This is a genomic window from Acidovorax sp. 56 (assembly GCF_002749705.1).
In the GTDB taxonomy this organism is placed as follows: domain Bacteria; phylum Pseudomonadota; class Gammaproteobacteria; order Burkholderiales; family Burkholderiaceae_C; genus Acidovorax.
Window position 1 is genome coordinate 2,397,804 of record NZ_PEEV01000001.1, and the last position, 23,829, is coordinate 2,421,632.

Genomic DNA, 23,829 nt, shown 5'->3' on the forward strand with positions numbered 1-23,829 from the left:
CCTGATGAACGCGGCCCCGCCGACCGAGACACAGGCACCAAGCCAAGCCCCTGCGCCCTCAGCCGCTTTCGCATGGCGCCCGCGCCTGAACCCCAAATACCTGCCCCTGGCCACCACCATCGCGCTGTTCACCGTCATGGCCACGGCGGGCTCTGTGCTGTACCCCGGTTTTTTCTCGGCGCAGGTGTTTCTCAACCTGCTGATCGACAACACCTTCCTGGTGATCGTGGCGGTGGGTATGACGTTCGTCATTCTGTCGGGCGGCATCGACCTGTCTGTGGGCTCGGTGGTGGCGTTGACCACGATGGTGCTGGCATCGCTGGTGGAGCGCCATGGCTGGAGCCCCACCGCCGCCATTGCACTGGTGTTGGCCATGGGCACGGTGTTTGGGGCCTGCATGGGCTTTTTGATCGAGCGGTTTCGGCTGCAGCCCTTCATCGTGACGCTGGCGGGCATGTTCCTCGCGCGCGGCCTGTGCTATCTCATCAGCATCGACTCGATCAGCATCACCCACGAGGGCTACTCTGACATGGCCCAGTGGCGCTGGACGCTGGGTGAGTCCATGTCGATTTCGCTCGGTGCCTTGATTGCGCTGGGCGTGCTGCTGGTGGCCGCCTTCATCGCGCACTGCACGCCCTTTGGCCGCAATGTGTATGCCGTGGGCGGCAGCGAGCACTCGGCCGTTCTGATGGGGCTGCCAGTGCGCCGCACGCTCATCGGCGTGTACACGCTGTCGGGCCTGTGCTCAGCGCTGGCAGGGGTGGTGTTCACGTTCTACATGCTATCGGGCTACGGCCTGCACGCCACGGGCATGGAGCTCGATGCCATTGCCGCCGTGGTGATTGGCGGCACCTTGCTCACCGGCGGCGTGGGCTATGTGGCGGGCACGCTGTTTGGCGTGCTGATGCTCGGAATCATCCAGACCCTGATTTCCTTCGACGGCACGCTCAGCTCCTGGTGGACGCGCATCGTCGTCGGGGTGCTGCTGTTTGTCTTCTGCCTGCTGCAACGCCTGCTCACGCACCGCACCGCCCAGCGCCACTGATTCAACGCTCTCTTTCTCCCTCTCTGATTCTCTCTGACCCCCACCATGACTACCCCCAAGCGCAAACTCCGCTCCACCGAATGGTTTGGCACCGCCGACAAGAACGGCTTCATGTACCGCAGCTGGATGAAGAACCAGGGCATCCCGGACCATGAGTTCGACGGCCGCCCGATCATCGGCATCTGCAACACCTGGTCTGAACTGACGCCCTGCAACGCGCACTTTCGCAAGATCGCCGAGCACGTGAAGCGCGGCATCTACGAGGCCGGCGGCTTTCCGGTCGAATTCCCGGTGTTCTCCAACGGCGAATCGAACCTGCGCCCGACGGCCATGCTCACGCGCAACCTGGCCAGCATGGATGTGGAAGAAGCCATTCGCGGTAACCCCATCGACGCGGTGGTGCTGCTGGTGGGCTGCGACAAGACCACGCCCGCGCTGCTGATGGGCGCGGCCAGCTGCGACGTGCCGGCCATCGTGGTCACGGGCGGGCCCATGCTCAACGGCAAGCTGGATGGCAAGGACATTGGCTCGGGCACAGCCGTCTGGCGCCTGCACGAGTCGCTGAAGGCGGGCGAGATCAACGAGCACCAGTTCTTCGCGGCCGAGGCCGGCATGTCGCGCTCGGCAGGCACCTGCAACACCATGGGCACGGCCAGCACCATGGCCTGCATGGCCGAGTCGTTGGGCACCTCGCTGCCGCACAACGCGGCCATCCCAGCCGTGGATGCGCGCCGCTACGTGCTGGCCCACATGTCCGGCCGCCGCATCGTGGAGATGGCGCACGAAGGGCTCACGCTCTCCAAGATCCTGACCCGCGAAGCCTTCGAGAACGCGATCCGCACCAACGCGGCCATCGGCGGCTCGACCAACGCGGTCATCCACCTCAAGGCCATCGCGGGCCGCATCGGCGTGCAGCTGGACCTGGAGGACTGGACGCGCATCGGCCGCGGCACGCCCACGCTGGTGGACCTGCAGCCTTCGGGCCGCTTCCTGATGGAAGAGTTCTACTACGCGGGCGGCCTGCCCGCCGTGCTGCGCCGCCTGGGTGAGAACAACCTGCTGCCCCATCCCAACGCACTCACCGTCAACGGCAAGAGCCTGTGGGACAACGTGCGCGAAGCCCCGCAGTACAACGACGAGGTGATCCGTCCGATTAACAACCCGCTCATTGCCGATGGCGGCATCTGCATCCTGCGCGGCAACCTGGCGCCGCGTGGTGCGGTGCTCAAGCCCTCGGCCGCCTCGCCCGAGCTGCTCAAGCACCGGGGCCGCGCCGTGGTGTTCGAGAACCTGGAGCACTACAAGGAGCGCATCGTCGATGAAAACCTGGACATCGACGCGAGCTGCGTGATGGTGATGAAGAACTGCGGCCCCAAGGGCTACCCCGGCATGGCCGAGGTGGGCAACATGGGCCTGCCGCCCAAGCTGCTGCGCCAGGGCGTCAAAGACATGGTGCGCATCTCCGATGCACGCATGAGCGGCACCGCCTACGGCACCGTGGTGCTGCACGTGGCGCCCGAGGCTGCTGCCGGCGGCCCCCTGGCCGCCGTGCGCGACGGCGACTTCATCGAGCTGGACTGCGAACAAGGCCGCCTGCATCTCGACATCAGCGACGAGGAACTGGCCGCGCGCCTGGCCGCATTGGCGGGCACCGACAACGGCGGACGCGGCGGCTACCAGCGCCTGTATGTGGACCACGTGCTGCAGGCCGACGATGGCTGCGACTTCGACTTCCTGGTCGGCTGCCGGGGCGCCGCCGTACCGCGCCACTCTCACTGATACCGGTGGCCCATCAGCTACAGGACATGCTACACATTTCATAGCTACTAGCGCTTTCCAGATAAGCGCCAGAGCCGTATTTCATTCAAATTTCCACCCATCCTCCGCCATGCCAGTCACGCATTCCCTCCAGAACCCTCGCTATCGCGGCATCTTCCCTGTCGTGCCCACCACCTTCCACGAAGACGGCACACTCGACCTCGACAGCCAGAAGCGCTGCCTCGACTTCATGATCGACGCTGGCGTGGACGGCGTCTGCATCCTGGCCAACTTCTCCGAGCAGTTCTCGCTGTCGGATGCCGAGCGCGAAGTCCTCACCCGCACATCGCTGGAGCATGTGGCCGGCCGCGTGCCCGTCATCGTCACCACCACCCACTACGGCACCCGCGTGTGTGCCGAGCGCAGCCGCGCCGCGCAAGACATGGGTGCCGCCATGGTGATGATCATGCCGCCCTACCACGGTGCCACCTTCCGCGTGCCCGAGGCGCAGATCTACGAGTTCTACGCCCGCGTGTCCGACGCAATCGACATCCCGATCATGGTGCAGGACGCACCCGCCAGCGGCACCGTGCTGTCGGCCCCCTTCCTCGCGCGCATGGCACAAGAGATCGAGAACCTGGCCTACTTCAAGATCGAGGTACCCGGCGCCGCCAGCAAGCTGCGCGAGTTGATCCGCTTGGGGCGTGACGCCATTGAAGGCCCGTGGGACGGCGAGGAGGCCATCACCCTGCTGGCCGACCTGGATGCCGGGGCCACGGGCGCGATGACGGGCGGCGCCTTCCCCGATGGCATCCGCCCCATCATCGAAGCGCACCGCCAGGGCGACGCAGACCTGGCCTTTGCGCTGTACCAACGCTGGCTGCCGCTCATCAACCACGAGAACCGCCAGGGCGGCATCCTCACTGCCAAGGCGCTGATGAAAGCAGGCGGCGTGATCGCCTGCGAGGCAGGCCGCCACCCCTTCCCGGCCATGCACCCCGAAGTGCGGCGCGGCCTGATCGATATTGCGCGCCGCCTGGACCCGCTGGTGCTGCGCTGGGGCCAGTGAGCCGCCATGGCAGACACCGCCCACCTCTCTCACACCCGCCTGGTGGCCCTGGACTGGGGCACCAGCGCGCTGCGTGCCTTTCGCCTGGATGACCAAGGACAGGTGCTGGAACAGCGCCACCGCCCCTGGGGCATCATGAACCTGCCCCCGGCACCGGCAGGCCACACCGATACGGAACCCGGTGCGGCCTTCGAGCGTGCCTTGCAAGACGCCTGCGGCGACTGGCTGGCCGCCCTGCCCTCTGTGCCGGTGCTGGCCTGCGGCATGGTGGGCAGCGCGCAGGGCTGGCGTGAGGCCAAGTACCTGGACGCGCCCACCTCGCTCGACGCCCTGGCACGCGGGCTGACCGTGGTGCGCCGTGGCAACGCAATGCCCGTGCACATCGTGCCCGGTCTGCTGCAGCGCGGGGCCTTGCCCAATGTGATGCGCGGGGAAGAAACGCAGGTGCTGGGCGTGCTGGCGGATGCCGCCCTGGCGGGCCCAGACCCGGTGCTGGTGGGCCTGCCTGGCACACACAGCAAATGGGTGGTGGCACGGCAGCACCGCATCGAGCAGTTTCACACCTTCATGACGGGCGAGGTGTTTGCCGCCCTGCGCGGCCACACCATCCTGGGCAAGACGATGCAAGCGCCCGCCACGCCCGACGACGCCGCGTTTGCGCAAGGCCTGCAGGTGGCACGCGGCAGCGATGCGGCACTGGGCCTGCTGTCGCACATCTTCAGCACGCGCACGCTGGGCCTGACCGGCGCCCTGCCAGCGACCGCGCAGGCCGACTACCTCTCGGGCCTGCTGATTGGGCACGAGATGGCCAGCCTGGCGCACCTGTACCCGCCTGCCCCACACGCGAGTGGCTCGCCCATGCCCCTGGTGCTGTGCGGCGAGGCTGACCTGTGCCGCCGCTATGCCATCGCCCTGCAGGCCTATGGATTCAACGCCCCCACGGTGGCCGCACAGGCCACTGTGAGCGGCCTGTGGCACATCGCCCAGGCTGCTGGACTGATAGCCCCCTGCCCGCTGCCCACCCCAACAACCCAAAGCCAAGCCGCATGAATCCCACCCACACGCCATTGATCCAGGCCCTGCAGCAGTGCGGCCTGATCGCCATCCTGCGCGGGGTGCAGCCCCACGAGGTGGTGGCCATTGGCCACGCGCTGTACGACGCTGGCTTTCGCGCCATCGAAGTCCCCCTCAACTCCCCCGAGCCCCTGGCCAGCATCCGCGCACTGCGCGATGCGCTACCCGCTGACTGCTTGGTGGGCGCGGGCACCGTGCTCACGCCCCAGGCCTGCGCCGACGTGGCCGCTGCGGGCGGGCAAGTCATCGTCATGCCGCACAGCGACCCCACGGTGATCCGCGCGGCCAAGGCGGCGGGCCTGGCCTGCGCCCCCGGGGTGGCCACGTTGACCGAGGCCTTTGCGGCGCTGGCCGCAGGGGCCGATGTGCTCAAACTGTTCCCGGCCGAGGCCTTGGCCCCGGCGGTGCTCAAGGCCTGGCGCGCCGTGCTGCGCCCGCCCGTGGCCTTGCTGCCCGTGGGCGGCATCACCCCCGACAACCTGGCGCCCTATGCCGCGGCGGGGGCCAGCGGCTTTGGCCTGGGCTCGGCCCTGTACCGCCCCGGCGACAGCGCCGAGCAAGTGGCCCGCAACGCGGCTGCATTCGTCCAGGCCTGGCGCCACACGTATCCCACTAGCGCGGTTTGAACCCAACCCTCTACGGTCCTTTTTGCATCCATGAAAATCACCCGACTGACCACCTACCTTGTGCCACCCCGCTGGTGCTTTCTCAAGATCGAAACCGATGAGGGCATCGTGGGCTGGGGCGAGCCCATTTTGGAAGGCCGCGCCCAGAGCGTCGCCGCCGCCGTGGCAGAGCTGGGCGAGTACCTGATCGGCAAAGACCCCCGGCGCATCGAAGACCACTGGACGGTGCTGTACCGGGGCGGTTTTTACCGGGGCGGCGGCATCCACATGAGCGCGCTGGCGGGCATTGACCAGGCGTTGTGGGACATCAAGGGCAAGGCCCTGGGCGTGCCGGTGTCTGAACTGCTGGGGGGCAATGTGCGCGACCGCATCCGGGTCTACAGCTGGATTGGCGGCGACCGCCCCAGCGAGACGGCGGCCGCCGCCAAGGCAGCGGTGGCCCGAGGCTTTACCGCCGTGAAGATGAATGGCACCGAAGAACTGCAGTACGTGGACACGTTTGACAAGGTGGAGCGCTGCCTGCAGAACGTGGCCGCAGTGCGCGAGGCCGTGGGGCCCAACGTGGGCATTGGCGTGGATTTTCACGGGCGTGTGCACAAGCCCATGGCCAAGGTGCTGTTCAAGGAGCTGGAGCCGTATCGGCTGATGTTCATCGAAGAGCCCGTGCTGAGCGAGCATTACGAGGCCCTCAAGGAGTTGGCCCACCTGTCGTCCACGCCCATTGCGCTGGGGGAGCGGCTGTACTCGCGCTGGGACTTCAAGCGCATCCTGTCGGAAGGCTACGTGGACATCATCCAGCCCGACCCATCGCACTCGGGCGGCATCACCGAAACGCGCAAGATCGCCGCCATGGCCGAGGCCTACGACGTGGCGCTGGCACTGCACTGCCCGCTGGGGCCGATTGCGCTGGCGGCCAACTTGCAGCTGGACGGGGTTTGCTACAACGCCTTCATCCAGGAGCAAAGCCTGGGCATCCACTACAACGCCAGCAACGATCTGCTGGACTATGTGAGCAATCCCCAGGTGTTCGCCTACGAAAACGGCATGGTGGCCATTCCGCAAGGGCCGGGGCTGGGCATTGAAGTGAACGAGGCCTATGTGCAGGAGCGCGCCCAGCAAGGCCACCAATGGCGCAATCCGGTGTGGCGCCACCGGGACGGCAGCTTCGCAGAGTGGTGATTCTCAAGCCTCCGCCGCAAATTGTGTCTTGATCGTGACGGACTTGATATTAATCAATTAGGCTTTTTGGGGGCACTCGTACAGTCGGCGCTTTACTGCTCCAACGCACTGCCATGGCCATCGAACTCTATCGTGACAAGAACCACGCCTGTCTCATGTTCACCGACCTCATCGAGGAAGATGGACAGGCAGTGCAGGCCAATCAGTTTTTGATCGTGGACGATGACACCGGGGCCATCATCGACCCCGGTGGCAACCTGGCATTCAACGAGCTGTTCATGGGGATGACCAAGCATTTCCCCCCACACAAGCTGTCGTACCTGATCGCCTCCCACGCCGACCCAGACATCATTGCCTCGCTGGACCGCTGGATGACCAGCACCAAGGCCACGCTGGTCATCTCGCGGGTGTGGGAACGCTTTGCACCGCACTTCACCAAGGTGGGCAAGACTGAGAACCGCGTGATCGGCGTGCCCGACGGCGGCGGCCATCTGCCCCTGGGTCGGCACGAGCTGGTGCTGCTGCCTGCACACTTCATGCATTCCGAAGGCAACTTCCACTTCTACGACCCGGTCAGCAAGATCCTTTTCACAGGCGACTTGGCGGTGTCCATGATGTCTGGAGCAGAAGCCGCTCGCCCCATCACCGACCTGAAGGCGCACATCCCGCGCATGGAAGGCTTTCACCGCCGCTACATGGTGTCTAACAAGATCCTGCGGCTGTGGGTGGCCATGGCACGGCAGTTGGACATCGCCATGCTGGTGCCCCAACACGGCGCCCCCATCATGGGCAAGCAGGCCATCAACGACTTTTTCGACTGGATCGAAAACCTCAAGTGCGGCATTGACCTGTTTGACGACCGTGCCTACCAAATCCCCACGGCCCACATCGACCCTGTGACGCGCCAAATGCGCCCTGCCTTGCGGCAAGTCGCAGGCTGAGCAGATTCGGGCCAACGCGGCTGCAGGCGGCCGTGCGCGCCCTGCAGTCCGTCAGGCCGCAGCAGGCTCGGCCCAGAGGTGGCAGGCCATGTCGCCCACGCGTGCCAGGGCCTGCAAATGCTCCAGCGACCAATCTCCGCCCACCCCGATGCGCAGGCAGTTGCGAAAGCGGCCACTGGCGCTGAACAGCGTGCCAGGCGCTACCAAAATGCGCTCGGGCAAGCAGGCCTCGTGCAAGCGGTTGGCATCCATTCCGCGTGGCAACTCCACCCACAGCAGCAGCCCTCCCGGCGGATCGCTGACCCGCGTGCCTTGCGGGAAATGCGCTGCGATGGTGCTGCGCACCGCGTCCATGCGGGCCGCCACCGCCGCACGCAGTTGGCGCATGGACGCCGCATGGCCCGCCTGGGTGATCAGATCGGCCAGTGCCAGCTCCAGCACCGCGGACTGGCCGCCCGCCTGCAAGTCCTTGATGCCCCGCAGCTTGCTGGCCCAGCGCCCGGCCTCCACCCACCCCAGGCGCAGCCCCGGTGCCAGCGTTTTCGAGAACGAGTCGCACAGCATGACGTGGCCCGTGGTGTCGTAGGACTTCACGGCACGGCGCATCTCATTGACCTCGACCAGATCGTTGTAGATCGCGTCCTCGATCACCGCGATACCGTGGCGCGAGGCCATCTGCGCCAGCCGCTTGCGCTCGCCCTGCGGCATGCAACTGCCCAAGGGGTTGCTCAGGGTCGGCACCACCAACACGGCCTTGACGGGTTGCGTGTCCAGCGCCAGTTGCAACGCATCCAGCGACAAACCGTGGCGTGGGTGGGTGGGAATCTCCAGCGCCTTGAGGTGCAGGCCCTGCAGCACCTCCAGAAACGAAAAATGCGTGGGGGACTCCAGCGCCACCACATCGCCTGGCTGGGTGACGGTGCGCAGGCACAGGGCAATGCTGTCCATGCAGCCGCCAGTGACCACGATGTTCTCCGGGTCCAGGCTGCAACCCAATCCCACGGCATAGCGCGCCAAGGCACGGCGGGCCTCTTCATGGCCGGACGACGACGGGTAGGTGCACAGCAAGTGCCGGTGCCTCTGCGCCGCCCGGGTCACGGCGCGGCGCACGCGGTCAGGGTTGAACAGATCCGGCCCGGGGGTGCCACTGCTGAACGAGAACATGCCCTCGGGCTGCTGGCGCCCCAGAATGCGCTGCCCCAGCCAGTCCACCGACACGTCACGCGGCCTGCGCATGGGGCGCGGGGTGCTGGGCTCGGGCAGACTCACAGGCCGCGCCGCCACAAAAAACCCTGAGCGCGGGCGCGCAGTGACCAGCCTGGCATCTTCCAGCCAGTGGTAGGCCTGCACCACCGTGGTTTGCGCCACGCCGTGCTGGCGCGCCAGTTCACGCACCGAGGGCAGCTTCTCGCCCCGGGCCAAGGTGCCGTTGCGAATCAGCTGCGCCAGCTGCTCGGCAATTTGAAGGTACAGCGGTGGGGAGTCATCGGTGGCCATGGCTGCATTCTGTACTGACAAGCCCACAGGCAGCCAGTACAGAGCTGCATGGGTGCGTACAGTACAGATGCACTCTACTGCCCATCTGTACTGCCCCAGATAGCGCCTGCCTGTGGCTGGCCTTCAGCGCCGCCTGCCCGCACAGTGGACGCCATGAACACACAGCCCCGCCCCATCCCCTCGCCGCCCACCGCTGCCCAACCTGCGCCGGGTGCCCTGTCCCTTCAATGGAAGCGCCAACCCCTGCCGCCACGGCAGGCCGTGCAGGTGCTGGACTTCCGCGCGGGCGAAATCGCTTTGCTGGAAGTGGAAGACGGCCGCGTCTGGGTCACCTGCGACGGGTTGCTGGAAGACTATTTTCTGGAAGCAGGCCAGCGCCTGTCCTTCACCGGCCCTGCCCGCCTGCGGGTGAGCGCCGAGGGGCCACGCACAGCACGCCTGCTGTGGGCGCGGCACCAAGCCGAGGCGGGCGCGACCTACCCGCCCGCAGTGACGGTGCCAGCGCCACCACTGAGCGCAGTACCCACTGCAGCCGCCGCACCGTCGCAGCCGCTGCCGCGCGGGGCGATCAGCGCGGCTTGAGGGGGGTCTTCAGGCGCATCTCGGCCGCCTGTGCGTGGGCCTGCAGGCCCTCGCCATAGGCCAGCTCGGCGGCGATGGTGCCCAGCACCTGGGCACCGGCCTCGCTCACCTCGATGAGGCTGCTGCGTTTCTGGAAGTCGTACACGCCCAGCGGGGACGAGAAGCGTGCCGTGCCGCTGGTGGGCAGCACGTGGTTGGGGCCTGCGCAATAGTCGCCCAGGCTTTCGGAGGTGTAGGCGCCGAGGAAGATCGCACCCGCGTGGCGCAGCAGCGGCTCCCAGCGGTGTGGGTCGGTGCTGCTCACTTCCAGGTGTTCCGGTGCGATGCGGTTGCTGATCGCGCAGGCTTCTTCCATGTCCTTCGTCAGGATCAGTGCACCCCGGCCGGTAAGGCTCTTGGCGATGATCTCGGCGCGCGGCATGGTGGGCAGCAGGCGGTCGATCTCGCGCTGCACGGCGTCGAGGTAGGCGGCGTCAGGGCACAGCAGGATGCTCTGCGCGAGCTCGTCGTGTTCGGCCTGGCTGAAGAGGTCCATCGCCACCCAGTCGGGCGGCGTGGTGCCGTCGGCCAGCACCAGGATTTCGCTCGGGCCTGCAATCATGTCGATGCCCACGGTGCCAAACACGCGCTTCTTGGCGCTGGCCACGTAGGCGTTGCCGGGGCCGGTGATCTTGTCCACCTTGGGCACGGTGGCCGTGCCGTAGGCCAGGGCGGCCACGGCCTGTGCACCGCCGATGGTGAAGGCGCGGGTCACACCGGCCACGTAGGCGGCTGCCAGCACCAGCTCGTTGCGCTCGCCCTTCGTCGAGGTGCCCTCGCCCGTTCCGCCCGTGGCCACGCTGCCGCGCACGGGCGTGGGCACAACCATGATGATCTCTTGCACGCCCGCCACATGGGCCGGGATGGCGTTCATCAGCAGGCTGGACGGGTAGGCGGCCTTGCCGCCGGGCACGTAGATGCCCACACGGTCCAGCGGCGTGACCTTCTGGCCCAGCAGGGTGCCGTCTTCGTCGCGGTAGCTCCAACTCTCGCCCGAGGCCTTCTTTTGCGCCTCGTGGTAGCTGCGCACGCGCTTGGCAGCGGCCTGCAGCGCGTCGCGCTGGGCCTGCGGAATGGCGTCGAACGCGGCCTTGAAGTCGGCCTGGGTCAGCTCCAGCGCCGCCATGTCGGGGGCCGAGAGGCCATCGAAGCGGGCGGTGTACTCCAGCACCGCCGCATCGCCGCGCTTTTGCACGTCGGCCAGGATGTCGGCCACGCGCTGCTCGATGGCCGCATCGGTGTCGGCAGACCAATGCAGACGGGCTGCAAAATCAGCCTCAAAAGTGGCTGCAGCGGTTGAAAGACGAGCGGGAGCAGCTACTAAATTCATAGTGTGGTGCGCGGGGTGCGGTTCAGTTCTTTTCGGCAGGGATGGCAGACGCAAAGGCATCAATGATGCGGCGCAGCGGCTCGCGCTTGAGCTTGAGCGCCGCCTGGTTGACCACCAGCAGCGAACTGATGTCCATGATGCGCTCCACCTCGATCAGATGGTTGGCCTTGAGCGTGTTGCCGGTGGAGACCAGGTCCACGATGGCGTCGGCCAGGCCCGTGAGCGGGGCCAGTTCCATGCTGCCGTAGAGCTTGACCATGTCCACGTGCACGCCCTTGGTGGCAAAAAACTCGCGGGCGATGGAGGTGTACTTGGTGGCCACCCTCAGACGAGAGCCTTGCTTGACAGCGCGCTCATAGTCAAAGTCTTTGCGCACAGCCACGCTCACGCGGCACTTGGCGATGCGCAAGTCCAGCGGCTGGTACAGGCTTTGGCTGCCGTGTTCGATCAGGGTGTCCTTGCCCGTCACGCCCAGGTCTGCGCCGCCGTATTCCACATAGGTGGGCACGTCGGACGCACGCACCAGCACCACGCGCACATCAGGCTGGTTGGTGGGCAAGATGAGCTTGCGCGACTTTTCGGGGTCTTCCAGCACCTCGATACCTGCAGCGGCCAGCAGGGGCAGGGTTTCTTCAAAAATGCGGCCTTTGGAAAGCGCCAGGGTGATCATGTTGGTGCTCATGCTTTTACTCGCTCGATGTCGGCACCGATGCCGCGCAGTTTGGCTTCCATGCAGTCATAGCCACGGTCCAGGTGGTAGATGCGGTCCACCATGGTTTCGCCATGGGCCACCAGGCCCGCGATGACCAGGCTGGCCGAAGCGCGCAGGTCCGTGGCCATCACCGTAGCGCCCGACAGGCGCGGCACGCCTTCAATGACTGCCACCTTGCCGTCCACCTGGATTTTGGCGCCCAGACGCACCAGCTCGTTGACGTGCATGAAACGGTTTTCAAAAATCGTCTCGGTCACCGTGGCCGTGCCCTGGGCGATGCAGTTGAGCGCCATGAACTGGGCCTGCATGTCGGTGGGAAAACCGGGGTACTCCGTGGTGCGAAAGCCCTGGGCCTTGAGCGTGGCCCCGCCAGCGCTTTGCACACGGATGCCGCCGTCCACGGCCTGCACAGTGGCACCGGCCTCGCGCAGCTTTTCAATGACAGCGTCGAGGTGGTCGGCGCGGCCATGGCGCAGCACCACATCTCCGCCCGTGGCGGCCACAGCGCACAGGAAGGTGCCGGCCTCGATGCGGTCGGCCACCACGCGGTGGGTGCAGCCGTGCAGTTGGTCCACGCCCTGAATGCGGATGCGGCTGGTGCCGTGGCCTTCGATCTTCGCGCCCATGGCGATCAGCATCTCGGCCAGGTCCGAAATCTCGGGCTCTTGCGCGGCGTTTTCCAGCACCGTCTCGCCCTCGGCCAGCGCGGCGGCCATGAGGAAGTTCTCGGTGCCCGTCACCGTGACCATGTCGGTGGTGATGCGCGCGCCCTTCAGGCGCTTCCAGCCGGCGGGCAGCTTGGCGATCATGTAGCCGTGTTCGACCACGATCTCGGCGCCCATGGCGGCCAGGCCCTTGATGTGCTGGTCCACCGGGCGCGAACCGATGGCGCATCCGCCGGGCAGCGACACCGTGGCCTCGCCAAAGCGCGCCAGCAGCGGGCCCAGCGCCAGCACCGAGGCGCGCATGGTCTTGACCAATTCGTACGGGGCTTCGGGCGTGTTGAGCGCGCTGGCGTCGATGCGCACGGTGCCGTCGTCCGAGCGGTCGGCGGTCACGCCCATGTTGCGGATGAGTTTGAGCATGGTGCTCACGTCCTGCAGCTGGGGCACGTTGAGCAGGGTCACGGGCTCGGCCGTGAGCAGTGCGGCGCACAACTCCGGCAGGGCGGCATTTTTGGCACCAGACACCAGCACCTCGCCTTGCAAGGGGTGGCCGCCGCGAATCAGGAGTTTGTCCATCTCAAAAAACCAGAATAATAATAAAAAGTGCCTCTAGCGCCTATCCAATAAGCGCTAGCAGCTATCAATACAGGAGCAAACCACTCAGGCTTGCTGGGCCGCCCACTCGGCGGGGGTAAACGTTTTCATGGACAAGGCATGCACCTCGTCGGTCTGCATCCGGTTGCCCAGGGTGGCGTACACCGCACGCTGGCGTTGCAGGGTGCGCTGGCCCTCGAACGTGGCCGAAACGATGGTCGCATACCAGTGGCGGCCATCGCCTTCGAGCGTGATGTGTTCGCAAGCGATGCCAGCGGCGATGAGGTCTTTGAGTTGGTCAGCGGTCATAGAGGGGCGCTCGGAGTCAGTGAGGACTGGCGCAAATCGGGATGCAACATCCGCCTCGTCATAGGGATCCTCTGCACGAATCGAGCGGTAAGTGTGCACTGTGGAGCGGGATGGGCTGCAAGGCGCAAAACGCAGCAATAGCCGTAGCTATTGCGAGTATTTGCAACGCAGCAGACCGCCCGATTCCGCAGATGCACGCGGCGCGGTGATTCGTGCAGAGGATCCCTAGAGGGAAGCGCTTGCCTGAACCTTGTTTTGCGTCAGTCATGTCAGTTTCTAATTTTGTAGCCGGTGCGCAGCAGGTGCACGGCCAGCGCGCTCACGGCCAGCCAGGCAATGCCCACGATGCCCAGGCTCAGCCAGGGGGACGTGTCGCTCTGGCCAAAGAAGCCATAGCGGAAGCCGTCGATCATGTAGAAGAACGGGTTGAGGTGGCTCACCGCCTGCCAAAAAGGCGGCAGCGACTGGATCGAATAGAACACGCCCGACAGAAAGGTCATGGGCACGATGATGAAGTTCTGGAACGCCGCCATCTGGTCGAACTTGTCGGCCCAGAGCCCGGCAATCAGCCCCAGCGTGGCCAGCAGCGCAGCCCCCAGCAGGGCAAACACCAGAATCCACAGGGGTGCCGCAAACTCGGGCCGCGCAAACGCCAGCGTGACGACAAACACCCCCAAGCCCACCGCCAGCCCCCGCACAATGGACGAGCCCACATAGGCCACAAACCAGGCCCAGTGCGACAGCGGCGTGAGCAGCACAAACACCAGGCTGCCCATGATCTTGCTCTGGATGAGGCTGGACGAGCTGTTGGCAAAGGCGTTTTGCAGCACGCTCATCATCACGAGGCCGGGCACCAGGAACGCGGTGTAGCTGATGCGGTCGTAGACCTTGACATGGTCTTCGAGCACATGGCCGAAGATCAGCAGGTACAGCACGGCGGTGAGCACGGGCGCGGCCACGGTCTGGAAGCTGACCTTCCAGAACCGCAAAACTTCTTTGTAAAACAGCGTTTGCCAACCCGTCATATCGCGACGCCCTCCAGGCGGATGTTCGATGCCGAGGTACCGGACATCACCTGCAAAAACACGTCTTCCAGATCCGGCCGGCGGATCTCCATGTCCTGCACGTCGACGCCCGCAATGCGCAGCGCAGCCAGATGGTTCTCGATCTCGGCGGCGTCGTGCGCAGGCAATTGCACGATACGGCCGGTGACCCGGGCCACGGCAGCCAGCGCGGGGGGCAGCATGGCGTCGGTCTTGAACTGCAACACACTGCCCGAAGCGGCCTTGAGCAGCTCGGACGTGCGGTTGAGCGCCACCACCTGCCCCGCCTTGAGCATGGCGATGCGGCCACACAGGGCCTCGGCCTCTTCCAGGTAGTGGGTGGTGAGCAGCACGGTGTGCCCTTCCTTGTTCAGCCGGGCGATGAAATGCCACAGGGTCTGGCGCAGCTCCACATCCACGCCTGCGGTGGGCTCATCGAGCACGATGATGGGCGGCTTGTGCACCAGCGCCTGGGCCACCAGCACACGGCGCTTCATGCCGCCCGAGAGCTGGCGCATGTTGGCATTGGCCTTGTCGGCCAGGCCGAGGTTTTCGAGCAATTCGTCGATCCAGGCGTCGTTGTTCTTCACGCCGAAGTAACCCGACTGGATGCGCAGCGCCTCGCGCACATTGAAGAACGGGTCGAACACCAGCTCCTGCGGCACGATGCCCAGCTTGCGGCGGGCGTCGGCGTAGTTCGCCTGCACATCGCTGCCTTGCACCAGCACGCGCCCACTGCTGGCACGGGCCAGCCCGGCGAGGATGCTGATGAGGGTGGTTTTGCCGGCCCCGTTGGGGCCGAGGAGTCCGAAGAACTCGCCTTGTTCAATGTCCAGGCTGACCTGGTTCAGTGCCTGGAAAGGGCCTTTGGGCGTAGCAAAGGTCTTGGAGATGGCTTGGAATGAGACTGCGGGCATGAAGCCCCTGATTTTAAGGCTTGGGCAACATCTGCGCTCGCCTGCGCCCATCAAACTGCGTGGTTCAGCAGGCCATCTACCCCATAAAGGCCGGCCATGCCCGCCAACGCCCCGGGCAGCCCCTGCACGCCAAACCCCAGGCCCGAAGCCAGCGCCTCGCGCCGGAATTCAAGCAGCACCGCCAGCGCCGAGGTGTCAAACACCTGCAGGGGCGCGGCGTCCACCACCAAAGCGCTGCCGGGCAAAGCCCCCTTCAGGGACTGCAGCAACTGGGCCAGGCAGGCCGTGGCCTGCCGGTGGGTCAGCTCGGCAGGCAGGCGCAGCGCGGCGGGGGCAGTGGTGGTCATGGGCTTGAGAACCTCAGGAGTGTGCAAACAGCGCTATCAGCGCCTTCAGCCCTTGGCGGCGTTGGACTTGTTGCGCGCCACCAGGGTTTCGATCAGGCCATCGATGCCCTTGGCATTGATCTCCTGCGCAAACTGGCTGCGGTAAGTCTCGACCAACCACACACCCAGCACGTTGAGGTTGTAGATCTTCCAGCCTGCGCCCTCGCCCGGCGTCTTCTCCAGCCGGTATTCCAGCTGGATCGGGTCGCCCTTGCCCACGATTTCGGTGCGCACCAGCACATCCTTGTCCTCGGCTCCGGCACGCAGGGGCTTCATCTGCACCGTCTGGTCGTTCACCTGGGCCAGGGCACCGGCATAGGTGCGCACCAGCAGGATCTTGAACTCTTCCTGCAAGCGCTTTTGCTGCTCAGGCGTGGCCTGGCGCCAGCCTGGCCCCACAGCCGCAGCGGTCATGCGGCGGAAGTTGACGTTGGGCATCACGGTCTTGTCGACCAGTGCGATCACCTTGTTGATGTCCCCCGCCTGGATGGCCTTGTCACCGCGCACGGTGTTGAGCACATCCACCGACAGGCGCTTGATCAGCGCATCCGGTGTTTCATCGGCTGCCATGGACACCATGGGCAAGCCCAGGGCCAAAACGGTGCCAGCAACCAGGGCCACACGGCCCAACAAACGTCGATTCATCATGTCTTTTCAGCTCCGGCCGCACACCGTGCGGCCCTTCGTAGGATTTTGTGGTCATCCACCTGCACAGAGGCTTCAGCCGTGTACCAAGGTGCAAGCAACTGCAACATTCAGGCCAAGCTGCTCAGCCCAGCCACGCGCAACCTGCGCTGCTCAACGGTCAGGCTCTGGGGGCAGCATGCCGTCGTTGGCGCCTTTGTCGGCATCGTCCCGGAACAAAGGTTCGCTCGACTGCCCTTGGCGTACCTGCATGAACACGTCCCGCGTGAAGGAATATTTGTCGAGCGCAGCGCTGTCGATCACCGCCCCCGCACGCAGCAAATTGGCCCGCGTATCGACGATGCGCAGCGCGTACAGCGAATTGCGCGCCGCCACAGGGTCCACATACCGCACCGGGTTGCCAGCTGCATCGACAGGCAGTGCCACCGTGTCGCGCAACGTGGAGGGCCCCAACAGCGGCAGCACCACGTAAGGCCCGGTGCCCACACCCCAGCGCCCCAGCGTCAGGCCAAAGTCCTGGCGCGAGCGGTCGATGCCCAGTTCACTGGCCACATCCAGCAAGCCACCCAGGCCAAACAGGGTGTTCACGTTCACGCGCATGAAGCTGTTGGCGGCGCCTTCGGCGCGCAGTTGCAGCACGTTGTTCACAAACGACCACACGTCGGCCAGGTTGCCAAAGAAGTTGCTCACGCCAGTGCGCACGGGTGCAGGCGTCACCTCGACATAGGCCGTGGACACCGGCTTGAGGACCGCCTCATCCACATGGTCATTGAAGCGGGTCATGCTGCGGTTGTAGGACTCGAACGGGTCGTCCGGATTGGAGTGCGGCCCCGTGGCGCAGCCTGCCAAGGCGGCAACTGCCAGCAAAGGAATGGCTCGGCGGGCCTGGCGCGCAGCAAAGGCGTGCAACGCTGTGGAGCGGGCCACCCGCGTGGCTGTCAATGTCGTTTTCATTTGGTCGTCCCCGCTGCGGCGGGCTTGCTGCCGTCTTCGGCCTTGTTGTAGAGGAATTGCCCGATCAGGTTTTCGAGCACCACCGCCGACTGCGTGGCGGTGACGGTGTCGCCCGCAGCCAGGTTCTTTTCATCGGCCCCGGCTTCAATGCCGATGTACTGCTCGCCCAGCAGGCCGCTGGTAAGGATTTTCAGCGAGCTGTCTTTGGGGAAAGCATAGCGATCCTCCATCGACAGCGTGACCCGCGCCTGGAAGGTCTTGTCGTCAAACGTGATGGATTCCACGCGCCCCACGAGCACGCCCGCGCTGCGCACGGCTGCCTGGGGCTTGAGTCCGCCAATGTTGTCAAAACGCGCCGTGATGCGGTAGCCCTTTTGAAAGCTCAGGCTCAGCAAATTGGCCGACTGCAGCGCCAAAAACACCAGCGCCACCGCCCCCAGCATCACAAACAATCCTACCCACACATCATTTTTTGAGCGTTGCATCGCTGCTTCCTTCCACCACCGGCCGGACCGGGGTCAAATACTGAACATCAAGGCCGTGAGGACAAAGTCCAGCGCCAGCACCGACAGAGAGGCAATCACCACCGTGCGGGTGGTGGCCCGTGCCACGCCCTCAGGGGTGGGGCGGGCCACAAAGCCCTGCAAAAGCGCCACAAAGGTCACGGTGAAACCAAACACCAGGCTCTTGAGCACGCCATTGCCCACGTCTTTCCAGACATCGACGCCGCCTTGCATCTGGCTCCAGAACGCGCCGGGATCGATACCGATCATCAGCACACCCACCACCCATCCACCAATCACCCCCACCGCGCTGAACACAGCAGCCAGCAAAGGCATGGTGATGACGCCCGCCCAAAAGCGCGGCGCCAGAATGCGGCGAACCGGGTCCACCGCCATCATCTCCATGGCGCTGAGCTGCTCGCCCGCGCGCATCAAGCCGATCTCGGCCGTGAGCGACGTGCCCGCACGGCCTGCAAACAGCAAGGCGGTGACCACGGGCCCCAGCTCACGCACCAGCGACAAGGCCACCAACAAGCCCAGCGCCTCGGAAGACCCATAGCGCTGCAGCGTGTAGTACCCCTGCAGCCCCAGCACAAAGCCCACAAACAGGCCCGACACGGCAATGATGGCCAGCGAGTAGTTGCCCAGGAAATGCACCTGGTCGCGCACCAGAGCGGGCCGCGCAAACACAGCCCCCACCAGTTGCAGCAGCCGGGCAAACAGGCGGGCGCCATGCCCCACATCGGCCAACTTGGAGCGCACGGCAAAGCCCACGCTTGCGGGGTGGAACCAGTTCATGAGCGGGTGCCTGTGAGAGGGCCAAAATCCTGCGCAGCGTCAGGCCCCGGGTAATGAAAAGGCACAGGCCCCACGGGCAAGGCATGCACAAACTGGTGCACCAGCGGATCGGTGCTGGCCATCACCTCGGCGGGCGTGCCCTGCGCGGCCACCACACCGGCGCCCAAGATGATGACGTGATCGGCCAGCCGGAACGTCTCGGCCAGGTCGTGCGAGACCAGCACACTGGTCAGCCCCATGGCATCGTTGAGTTGCCGGATCAGCTGGGCTGTGGTGCCCAGCGAAATCGGATCGAGCCCCGCAAAAGGCTCGTCGTACATGATGAGTTCTGGGTCCAGCGCGATGGCGCGGGCCAACGCCACGCGCCGGGCCATGCCGCCGGAGATCTGGCTGGGCATCAGGTCGCGCGCGCCGCGCAGGCCCACGGCGTTGAGCTTCATGAGCACCACGTCACGGATCAGTGCCTCAGAAAGATCGGTGTGCTCGCGCAGCGGAAAGGCCACGTTTTCAAACACGCTCAGGTCGGTGAACAGCGCGCCAAACTGAAACAGCATGCCCATGCGGCGACGCACAGCAAACAGGCCTGCCGTGTCCATGCGGCCCACCTCTTGCCCATCAAACAGCACCTGACCATGCTGGGCACGCTGCTGCCCGCCAATCAAACGCAGCACCGTGGTTTTGCCACCGCCCGAGGCCCCCATCAGCGCCGTGACCTTGCCTCGCGGCACTTGCAGCGATACGTCGCGCAGGATCACCCGGTCCCCATAGGAGAAGGTCACGTTGCGCAAATCAACGAGGGCAGAAGCGTCAGGCATTCAAAAAGAAGGGAGAGTCGAGAAGACAGGGGCAAACCCGGATTGTCGCGGACAGCGATTCGCCACAACGGCCGCTATGGTAACGCAAGGCAACATACATACATTCGTGTTTGTTTGTTTCCCAAACACGAATGCTGTGTTCGCCAAAACCGGGCCAGTGCGGGGCGACCTCACAGCATGTGGTTCAAGAAAGCGCGGCTGCGCTCATGCCCCGGCCCCGCAAAAAACTCAGCCGCAGGGCGGGTTTCCAGCAATTCGCCCTGGTCCATGAACGCCACGGTGTGCGCCACTTCGCGGGCAAAACCCATCTCGTGCGTCACCACCAGCATGGTCATGCGCTCCTGGGCCAAGGCGCGCATGGTGCGCAGCACTTCGCCGGTCAGCTCAGGGTCCAGGGCCGATGTGGGCTCGTCAAACAGCATGATGTCGGGCTCCATGGCCAGCGCCCGGGCAATGGCCACGCGCTGCTTTTGCCCACCCGACAGGCGCGAGGGATAGTTGTCCTGCTTGGCGCGCAGCCCCACTTTATCCAGCAAAGCCTCGGCACGGGCCACGGCCTGATCGCGCGCCATGCCCTGCACCACCATGGGCGCTTCGATGAGGTTCTCCAGCACCGTGAGGTGCGGAAACAGGTTGAAGTGCTGGAACACCATGCCAGTTTTGCGGCAGATGCGGCGCACCTCGGTCTCGCTCGCGTAGCTGCAACGCCCGGCAGCATCGGTCTGGGCCAAGGTTTGGCCTTCAATGGCGATGTGGCCACGGTCGATGGTTTCGAGGTGGTTCAGGCAGCGCAAAAACGTACTCTTGCCCGACCCCGAAGGCCCGATCAGCGCCACCACTTCGCCCTGCCCCACCGTGAGCGACACATTGCGCAGCACAGGCACCCGGCCAAAGGCCTTGTGGATACCGCGCGCCTCGATCATGGGCTGGCCTGGGTTGTCCACGGCCCCATGCTCACTCGTCGTGCTTGGCATAACGCTTCTCCAGACGCTGGAAGCCCCAGGTCAACACCAGGGTCATGACAAGGTAAAAAGCCGCCGCCGCGATAAAGGGCGTGGTGGTGAAGTCGCGCTGCACAATGCCCCGCGCTGCGCGCAAAAGGTCGTTGAGGGCCAGCACGTAGATCAGCGAAGTGTCTTTGACCAGGGTGATGGTTTCGTTGCTCATGGGCGGCAAAATGCGCCGCACCATTTGTGGCAGCACGATGCGGCGCATCGTTTGCCCATAGGTCATGCCCAGCACCTTGGCGCCTTCATACTGACCCCGGTCGATCGACTGAATGCCCGAACGAAAGATCTCTGCAAAGTAGGCGGCATAGTTCAGCGCAAAGGCCACCACTGCCGCCGGAAAATCCGGCAGCCGCACACCAATGACAGGCACAAACGGCAGCGCAAAGTAGATGAACAGCATCTGCAGCATGAGCGGCGTGCCCCGCATGAGCCAGATGTAGCCGTTGACGAAGCCCGACAGGGCCTTCCTGCGCGACACCCGCGCCAGCGCCAGCGCCAGCCCAAGCGGCACGGCCAGCGCCAGCGTGATGGCGAACAGCTTCAGGGTGACCGTGGCGCCCTGCGCCAGCGGTCCCAGGAGGGAGAGAACGTAGTCCATGCTGTCGCGACAGTTCAGTATGTTTTGTACGCGGCCGTCAGCACGGGCGCGGCCCAAGCCAGCGGCCACCGCGCAAGGGCCTGAGCTGGCCGCGCCGCCCCGCCGCGCTGGTGGCGTCCCCCTTCCCGGCTCGCGCAGCGAGGCGAGAGAAGGGGGAAGCGGCGCAGCCGCTCAGGGGGTTGTACCTTGTTATTTGATGATGTTCTTACCAAACCATTGCTCGGCAATCTTGGCGGCAGCACCGTCGGCCTTCATGTCGGCCAGGGCCTTGTCCAGCTTGCCTTGCAAAGCGGCGTCGTCCTTGCGCACGCCCACGCCGTAGTCTTCGGTGCCAAAGTGGGCATCCAGCACCACGTATTCCTGGGGCTTCTTGGCCACGTAATAGCGGCCCACCACCTCATCGACCACCACCGCATCCAGACGGCCGGTGGACAGGTCCATCAGCGCGGTCACGTTGTCGCCAAAGGTCTTGAACTCCTTGAAGGTCTTGAAGACCGCGTCTTCTTTCTTCACGGCGTCCACCGCACTGCTGCCCTCCTGGGCCCCCACGGCCTTGCCCGCCAGGTCGGACTTGGTCTTGACGTTGGACTGCGCGGCCACCACGATGATCTGGTGGTTTTCCATGTACGGCGCGGTGAAGGCAATGTTCTGCTTGCGCTCTTCGGTGATGGTCAGGCCGTTCCACAAGGCGTCCACGCGCTTGCCCGACAGCTCGGCCTCTTTGGCGCTCCAGTCGATGGGCTTGAACTCCACCTCGGCGCCCAGGCGCTTGGCGGCTTCGCGGGCCATGTCGATGTCAAAGCCCACCAGCTCGTTCTTGTCGTTGCGAAAGCCCATGGGCGGAAAGTTGTCGTCCAGACCCACCACGATTTTGGTGACGGCGGCAGGCGCTGGCGCAGCAGCAGGTGCGGGGTTGTCGGTTTTGCTGCATCCAGCAATCAGGGCACCCAGCAGGGCCAGGGCGGCGGCGGTTTTTTTCATGGCTATCGGCTCTCAAATCACAAACAGGAAACCCAGCGCGCGCAGGCAACCTGCAGCGCAAAACCCTCTATTGTCCGCTATGGCGCTGCCCGTACCCCATGGGCGCTTGCGACGCCAAGGGCACTTTGAGCCAAACCATGGCCTAGCGGTTATTTGATAAGCGCTAGCAGCTATCAAATAAATAGCAAAAGAAAAAGCGCCCCGCAGGGCGCTTGGGTGGGCCACAGCGCAAGCGCTGCGGGCTCTATCAACGTGGCAGGTCGGAGTAGCCCATCAGGAACTCGTCCACCGCACGGGCGGCCTGGCGGCCTTCGCGGATGGCCCAGACCACCAGCGACTGCCCCCGGCGGATGTCACCGGCCGCAAACACCTTGGACACGTTGGTGGCATAACCGCCGTCGAACTCGGTGGTGGCGCGGGCGTTGCCACGGGCGTCCTTGTCCACGCCAAAGGCGTCGAGCACGGCGGCCACCGGGCTCACAAAGCCCATGGCCAGCAGCACCAGGTCGGCCTGGTAGTGCTTTTCGGTGCCAGGGATTTCGACCAGCTTGCCGTCCTTGAACTCGACCTGCACGGTGGTCAGGCTCTTGACCTTGCCCTTTTCGCCCGTGAACTCCTTGGTGGAGATCGCGAACTCACGCACGCAGCCTTCGTCGTGGCTGGAGCTGGTGCGCAGCTTGAGCGGCCAGTAGGGCCAGGTCAGCGGGCGGTTTTCCACCTCGGGGGGCTGGGGCATCACCTCGAACTGAGTCACGCTGGCCGCGCCATGGCGGTTGCTGGTGCCCACGCAGTCGCTGCCGGTGTCGCCGCCACCGATCACAATGACATGCTTGCCCGTGGCCAGGATCTGGCCCTTGAGCTTGTCGCCTGCATTGACCTTGTTCTGCTGGGGCAGGAACTCCATGGCGAAGTGAATGCCATCGAGGTCACGGCCGGGCACAGGCAGGTCGCGCGATTGCTCGGCGCCACCGGTCAGCAGCACGGCGTCGAACTCTTTGTTCAACTGCTCGGGTGTGATGGTTTCCTTGGCCCAGTTGGTGACCTTGGAGTCCTTGCCCAGGCCGTCCTTGGCGGCGCCCACGAACACGCTGGTGCGGATGACCACGCCTTCGGCTTCGAGCTGCTTGGCGCGGCGGTCGATGTGCGACTTCTCCATCTTGAAGTCAGGAATGCCATAGCGCAGCAGGCCGCCCACGCGGTCGTTCTTTTCAAACAGAGTGACGCTGTGGCCTGCACGGGCCAGTTGCTGTGCTGCCGCCAAACCTGCAGGGCCCGAGCCCACCACGGCGACCTTCTTGCCTGTTTGGTGCTTGGCAGGGCGGGGCTTGACCCAGCCCTCTTCCCAGGCGCGGTCGATGATCGCGTGCTCGATGGACTTGATGCCCACGGCGTCGTCGTTCACGTTGAGCACGCAGGCGGCCTCGCAGGGCGCGGGGCAGATGCGGCCGGTGAACTCGGGGAAGTTGTTGGTGCTGTGCAGCACCTCGATCGCGCTCTTCCAGTCCTGGTGGTACACCAGGTCGTTGAAGTCCGGAATGATGTTGTTGACCGGGCAGCCGTTGTTGCAGAACGGCGTGCCGCAGTCCATGCAGCGCGCGCCTTGCACCTTGGCCTGGGCGCTATCGAGCCCGATGACAAATTCCTTGTAATGCTTCAAGCGCTCGGCAACGGGCTTGTAGCCCTCTTCGATGCGCTCGTATTCCATGAAGCCGGTAGTTTTTCCCATGACGGTGTCCTTGTTTATGAATGCTGTGCGAAG

Annotated in this window: 25 protein-coding genes; 8 read left to right on the plus strand and 17 right to left on the minus strand. The window is 65.1% G+C overall.

Annotation, left to right across the window (positions count from 1 at the left end; all coding sequences use genetic code 11):
- The first annotated feature begins 4 nt into the window (after positions 1-4).
- The 7 genes from yjfF (at position 5) to CLU88_RS10660 (ending at position 7,692) form a co-directional block, all read left to right on the plus strand.
- Positions 5-1,045, plus strand: a complete 1,041-nt coding sequence (gene yjfF, locus CLU88_RS10630; RefSeq protein ID WP_099658791.1) for a galactofuranose ABC transporter, permease protein YjfF — start codon at positions 5-7, stop codon at positions 1,043-1,045.
- A 45-nt stretch (positions 1,046-1,090) separates the two neighbouring features.
- Complete coding sequence (locus CLU88_RS10635; protein WP_099656566.1) at positions 1,091-2,824, plus strand: IlvD/Edd family dehydratase; 1,734 nt, start codon at positions 1,091-1,093, stop codon at positions 2,822-2,824.
- Positions 2,825-2,933: 109 nt separating this feature from the next.
- Complete coding sequence (locus CLU88_RS10640) at positions 2,934-3,872, plus strand: dihydrodipicolinate synthase family protein (protein ID WP_099656567.1); 939 nt, start codon at positions 2,934-2,936, stop codon at positions 3,870-3,872.
- Between the two features lie 6 nt (positions 3,873-3,878).
- Entirely contained in the window at positions 3,879-4,922 is a 1,044-nt protein-coding gene (locus CLU88_RS10645; protein ID WP_099656568.1) for a 2-dehydro-3-deoxygalactonokinase, read from the plus strand.
- Positions 4,919-5,572: a 2-dehydro-3-deoxy-6-phosphogalactonate aldolase gene (locus CLU88_RS10650; protein WP_099656569.1), complete on the plus strand. Its 654-nt coding sequence runs from the start codon at positions 4,919-4,921 to the stop codon at positions 5,570-5,572. The genes CLU88_RS10645 and CLU88_RS10650 overlap by 4 nt, the downstream gene beginning before the upstream one ends.
- Positions 5,573-5,602: 30 nt before the next feature.
- The gene (gene dgoD / locus CLU88_RS10655; RefSeq protein ID WP_099656570.1) at positions 5,603-6,751 is read left to right on the plus strand and encodes a galactonate dehydratase; all 1,149 of its coding nucleotides are present in this window, start codon (positions 5,603-5,605) and stop codon (positions 6,749-6,751) included.
- A gap of 113 nt (positions 6,752-6,864) precedes the next feature.
- On the plus strand, positions 6,865-7,692 hold the full coding sequence (locus CLU88_RS10660; protein WP_099656571.1) for an MBL fold metallo-hydrolase: 828 nt from the start codon (positions 6,865-6,867) through the stop codon (positions 7,690-7,692).
- Positions 7,693-7,743: 51 nt separating this feature from the next.
- Here the strand turns inward: CLU88_RS10660 and CLU88_RS10665 are convergent, their stop codons facing one another.
- Positions 7,744-9,189 carry a PLP-dependent aminotransferase family protein gene (locus CLU88_RS10665; protein WP_099656572.1) on the minus strand — a complete coding sequence of 482 codons (1,446 nt, stop codon included), beginning with the start codon at positions 9,187-9,189 and terminating at the stop codon, positions 7,744-7,746.
- 153 nt (positions 9,190-9,342) lie between these two features.
- Here CLU88_RS10665 and CLU88_RS10670 point away from each other — a divergent pair, with 153 nt between their 5' ends.
- Complete coding sequence (locus tag CLU88_RS10670) at positions 9,343-9,771, plus strand: DUF2917 domain-containing protein (RefSeq protein WP_099656573.1); 429 nt, start codon at positions 9,343-9,345, stop codon at positions 9,769-9,771.
- Here CLU88_RS10670 and hisD read toward each other — a convergent pair.
- From hisD to CLU88_RS10750, 16 genes are all read right to left on the minus strand, one after another.
- Entirely contained in the window at positions 9,758-11,140 is a 1,383-nt protein-coding gene (hisD, locus tag CLU88_RS10675) for a histidinol dehydrogenase (protein WP_099656574.1), read from the minus strand. The two genes, CLU88_RS10670 and hisD, sit on opposite strands and share 14 nt — an antisense overlap.
- A gap of 22 nt (positions 11,141-11,162) precedes the next feature.
- Positions 11,163-11,822 carry an ATP phosphoribosyltransferase gene (hisG, locus tag CLU88_RS10680; RefSeq protein ID WP_099656575.1) on the minus strand — a complete coding sequence of 220 codons (660 nt, stop codon included), beginning with the start codon at positions 11,820-11,822 and terminating at the stop codon, positions 11,163-11,165.
- A complete protein-coding gene (gene murA, locus CLU88_RS10685) occupies positions 11,819-13,093 on the minus strand; it encodes a UDP-N-acetylglucosamine 1-carboxyvinyltransferase (protein WP_099656576.1) in 1,275 nt (424 codons plus the stop codon). Before murA ends, hisG begins: the two co-directional genes overlap by 4 nt.
- Before the next feature lie 84 nt (positions 13,094-13,177).
- Positions 13,178-13,420, minus strand: a complete 243-nt coding sequence (locus CLU88_RS10690; protein ID WP_099656577.1) for a BolA family protein — start codon at positions 13,418-13,420, stop codon at positions 13,178-13,180.
- A gap of 269 nt (positions 13,421-13,689) precedes the next feature.
- A complete protein-coding gene (locus CLU88_RS10695; protein WP_099656578.1) occupies positions 13,690-14,445 on the minus strand; it encodes an ABC transporter permease in 756 nt (251 codons plus the stop codon).
- Positions 14,442-15,380 (minus strand): ABC transporter ATP-binding protein, encoded by a 939-nt coding sequence (locus CLU88_RS10700; protein ID WP_099656579.1) that lies wholly within the window; start codon positions 15,378-15,380, stop codon positions 14,442-14,444. Before CLU88_RS10700 ends, CLU88_RS10695 begins: the two co-directional genes overlap by 4 nt.
- 50 nt (positions 15,381-15,430) lie before the next feature.
- Complete coding sequence (locus tag CLU88_RS10705; RefSeq protein WP_099656580.1) at positions 15,431-15,727, minus strand: lipid asymmetry maintenance protein MlaB; 297 nt, start codon at positions 15,725-15,727, stop codon at positions 15,431-15,433.
- Between the two features lie 45 nt (positions 15,728-15,772).
- Positions 15,773-16,414: a phospholipid-binding protein MlaC gene (locus CLU88_RS10710; protein ID WP_162995903.1), complete on the minus strand. Its 642-nt coding sequence runs from the start codon at positions 16,412-16,414 to the stop codon at positions 15,773-15,775.
- Positions 16,415-16,564: 150 nt separating this feature from the next.
- Positions 16,565-17,365, minus strand: coding sequence for a VacJ family lipoprotein (locus CLU88_RS10715; protein ID WP_099656581.1), 801 nt, complete (start codon positions 17,363-17,365; stop codon positions 16,565-16,567).
- On the minus strand, positions 17,362-17,850 hold the full coding sequence (gene mlaD / locus CLU88_RS10720) for an outer membrane lipid asymmetry maintenance protein MlaD (protein ID WP_099656582.1): 489 nt from the start codon (positions 17,848-17,850) through the stop codon (positions 17,362-17,364). The genes CLU88_RS10715 and mlaD overlap by 4 nt, the downstream gene beginning before the upstream one ends.
- 33 nt (positions 17,851-17,883) lie before the next feature.
- Entirely contained in the window at positions 17,884-18,666 is a 783-nt protein-coding gene (gene mlaE, locus CLU88_RS10725; protein WP_099656583.1) for a lipid asymmetry maintenance ABC transporter permease subunit MlaE, read from the minus strand.
- Positions 18,663-19,481, minus strand: a complete 819-nt coding sequence (locus tag CLU88_RS10730) for an ABC transporter ATP-binding protein (RefSeq protein ID WP_099656584.1) — start codon at positions 19,479-19,481, stop codon at positions 18,663-18,665. The genes mlaE and CLU88_RS10730 overlap by 4 nt, the downstream gene beginning before the upstream one ends.
- Before the next feature lie 170 nt (positions 19,482-19,651).
- On the minus strand, positions 19,652-20,455 hold the full coding sequence (locus tag CLU88_RS10735; RefSeq protein WP_099656585.1) for an amino acid ABC transporter ATP-binding protein: 804 nt from the start codon (positions 20,453-20,455) through the stop codon (positions 19,652-19,654).
- Positions 20,436-21,089, minus strand: a complete 654-nt coding sequence (locus tag CLU88_RS10740) for an amino acid ABC transporter permease (protein WP_099658793.1) — start codon at positions 21,087-21,089, stop codon at positions 20,436-20,438. The genes CLU88_RS10735 and CLU88_RS10740 overlap by 20 nt, the downstream gene beginning before the upstream one ends.
- 189 nt (positions 21,090-21,278) lie before the next feature.
- On the minus strand, positions 21,279-22,070 hold the full coding sequence (locus CLU88_RS10745) for an amino acid ABC transporter substrate-binding protein (RefSeq protein WP_099656586.1): 792 nt from the start codon (positions 22,068-22,070) through the stop codon (positions 21,279-21,281).
- A gap of 247 nt (positions 22,071-22,317) precedes the next feature.
- Complete coding sequence (locus tag CLU88_RS10750; protein WP_099656587.1) at positions 22,318-23,796, minus strand: glutamate synthase subunit beta; 1,479 nt, start codon at positions 23,794-23,796, stop codon at positions 22,318-22,320.
- Positions 23,797-23,829 lie beyond the last annotated feature (33 nt).

Excerpts from the sequence above, each read along its gene's own strand:
- yjfF (WP_099658791.1), top strand. The coding sequence starts at position 5 with ATGAACGCGGCCCCGCCGACCGAGACACAGGCACCAAGCCAAGCCCCT.
- CLU88_RS10635 (WP_099656566.1), top strand. The coding sequence starts at position 1,091 with ATGACTACCCCCAAGCGCAAACTCCGCTCCACCGAATGGTTTGGCACC.
- CLU88_RS10640 (WP_099656567.1), top strand. The coding sequence starts at position 2,934 with ATGCCAGTCACGCATTCCCTCCAGAACCCTCGCTATCGCGGCATCTTC.
- CLU88_RS10645 (WP_099656568.1), top strand. The coding sequence starts at position 3,879 with ATGGCAGACACCGCCCACCTCTCTCACACCCGCCTGGTGGCCCTGGAC.
- CLU88_RS10650 (WP_099656569.1), top strand. The coding sequence starts at position 4,919 with ATGAATCCCACCCACACGCCATTGATCCAGGCCCTGCAGCAGTGCGGC.
- dgoD (WP_099656570.1), top strand. The coding sequence starts at position 5,603 with ATGAAAATCACCCGACTGACCACCTACCTTGTGCCACCCCGCTGGTGC.
- CLU88_RS10660 (WP_099656571.1), top strand. The coding sequence starts at position 6,865 with ATGGCCATCGAACTCTATCGTGACAAGAACCACGCCTGTCTCATGTTC.
- CLU88_RS10665 (WP_099656572.1), bottom strand. The coding sequence starts at position 9,189 with ATGGCCACCGATGACTCCCCACCGCTGTACCTTCAAATTGCCGAGCAG.
- CLU88_RS10670 (WP_099656573.1), top strand. The coding sequence starts at position 9,343 with ATGAACACACAGCCCCGCCCCATCCCCTCGCCGCCCACCGCTGCCCAA.
- hisD (WP_099656574.1), bottom strand. The coding sequence starts at position 11,140 with ATGAATTTAGTAGCTGCTCCCGCTCGTCTTTCAACCGCTGCAGCCACT.
- hisG (WP_099656575.1), bottom strand. The coding sequence starts at position 11,822 with ATGAGCACCAACATGATCACCCTGGCGCTTTCCAAAGGCCGCATTTTT.
- murA (WP_099656576.1), bottom strand. The coding sequence starts at position 13,093 with ATGGACAAACTCCTGATTCGCGGCGGCCACCCCTTGCAAGGCGAGGTG.
- CLU88_RS10690 (WP_099656577.1), bottom strand. The coding sequence starts at position 13,420 with ATGACCGCTGACCAACTCAAAGACCTCATCGCCGCTGGCATCGCTTGC.
- CLU88_RS10695 (WP_099656578.1), bottom strand. The coding sequence starts at position 14,445 with ATGACGGGTTGGCAAACGCTGTTTTACAAAGAAGTTTTGCGGTTCTGG.
- CLU88_RS10700 (WP_099656579.1), bottom strand. The coding sequence starts at position 15,380 with ATGCCCGCAGTCTCATTCCAAGCCATCTCCAAGACCTTTGCTACGCCC.
- CLU88_RS10705 (WP_099656580.1), bottom strand. The coding sequence starts at position 15,727 with ATGACCACCACTGCCCCCGCCGCGCTGCGCCTGCCTGCCGAGCTGACC.
- CLU88_RS10710 (WP_162995903.1), bottom strand. The coding sequence starts at position 16,414 with ATGATGAATCGACGTTTGTTGGGCCGTGTGGCCCTGGTTGCTGGCACC.
- CLU88_RS10715 (WP_099656581.1), bottom strand. The coding sequence starts at position 17,365 with ATGAAAACGACATTGACAGCCACGCGGGTGGCCCGCTCCACAGCGTTG.
- mlaD (WP_099656582.1), bottom strand. The coding sequence starts at position 17,850 with ATGCAACGCTCAAAAAATGATGTGTGGGTAGGATTGTTTGTGATGCTG.
- mlaE (WP_099656583.1), bottom strand. The coding sequence starts at position 18,666 with ATGAACTGGTTCCACCCCGCAAGCGTGGGCTTTGCCGTGCGCTCCAAG.
- CLU88_RS10730 (WP_099656584.1), bottom strand. The coding sequence starts at position 19,481 with ATGCCTGACGCTTCTGCCCTCGTTGATTTGCGCAACGTGACCTTCTCC.
- CLU88_RS10735 (WP_099656585.1), bottom strand. The coding sequence starts at position 20,455 with ATGCCAAGCACGACGAGTGAGCATGGGGCCGTGGACAACCCAGGCCAG.
- CLU88_RS10740 (WP_099658793.1), bottom strand. The coding sequence starts at position 21,089 with ATGGACTACGTTCTCTCCCTCCTGGGACCGCTGGCGCAGGGCGCCACG.
- CLU88_RS10745 (WP_099656586.1), bottom strand. The coding sequence starts at position 22,070 with ATGAAAAAAACCGCCGCCGCCCTGGCCCTGCTGGGTGCCCTGATTGCT.
- CLU88_RS10750 (WP_099656587.1), bottom strand. The coding sequence starts at position 23,796 with ATGGGAAAAACTACCGGCTTCATGGAATACGAGCGCATCGAAGAGGGC.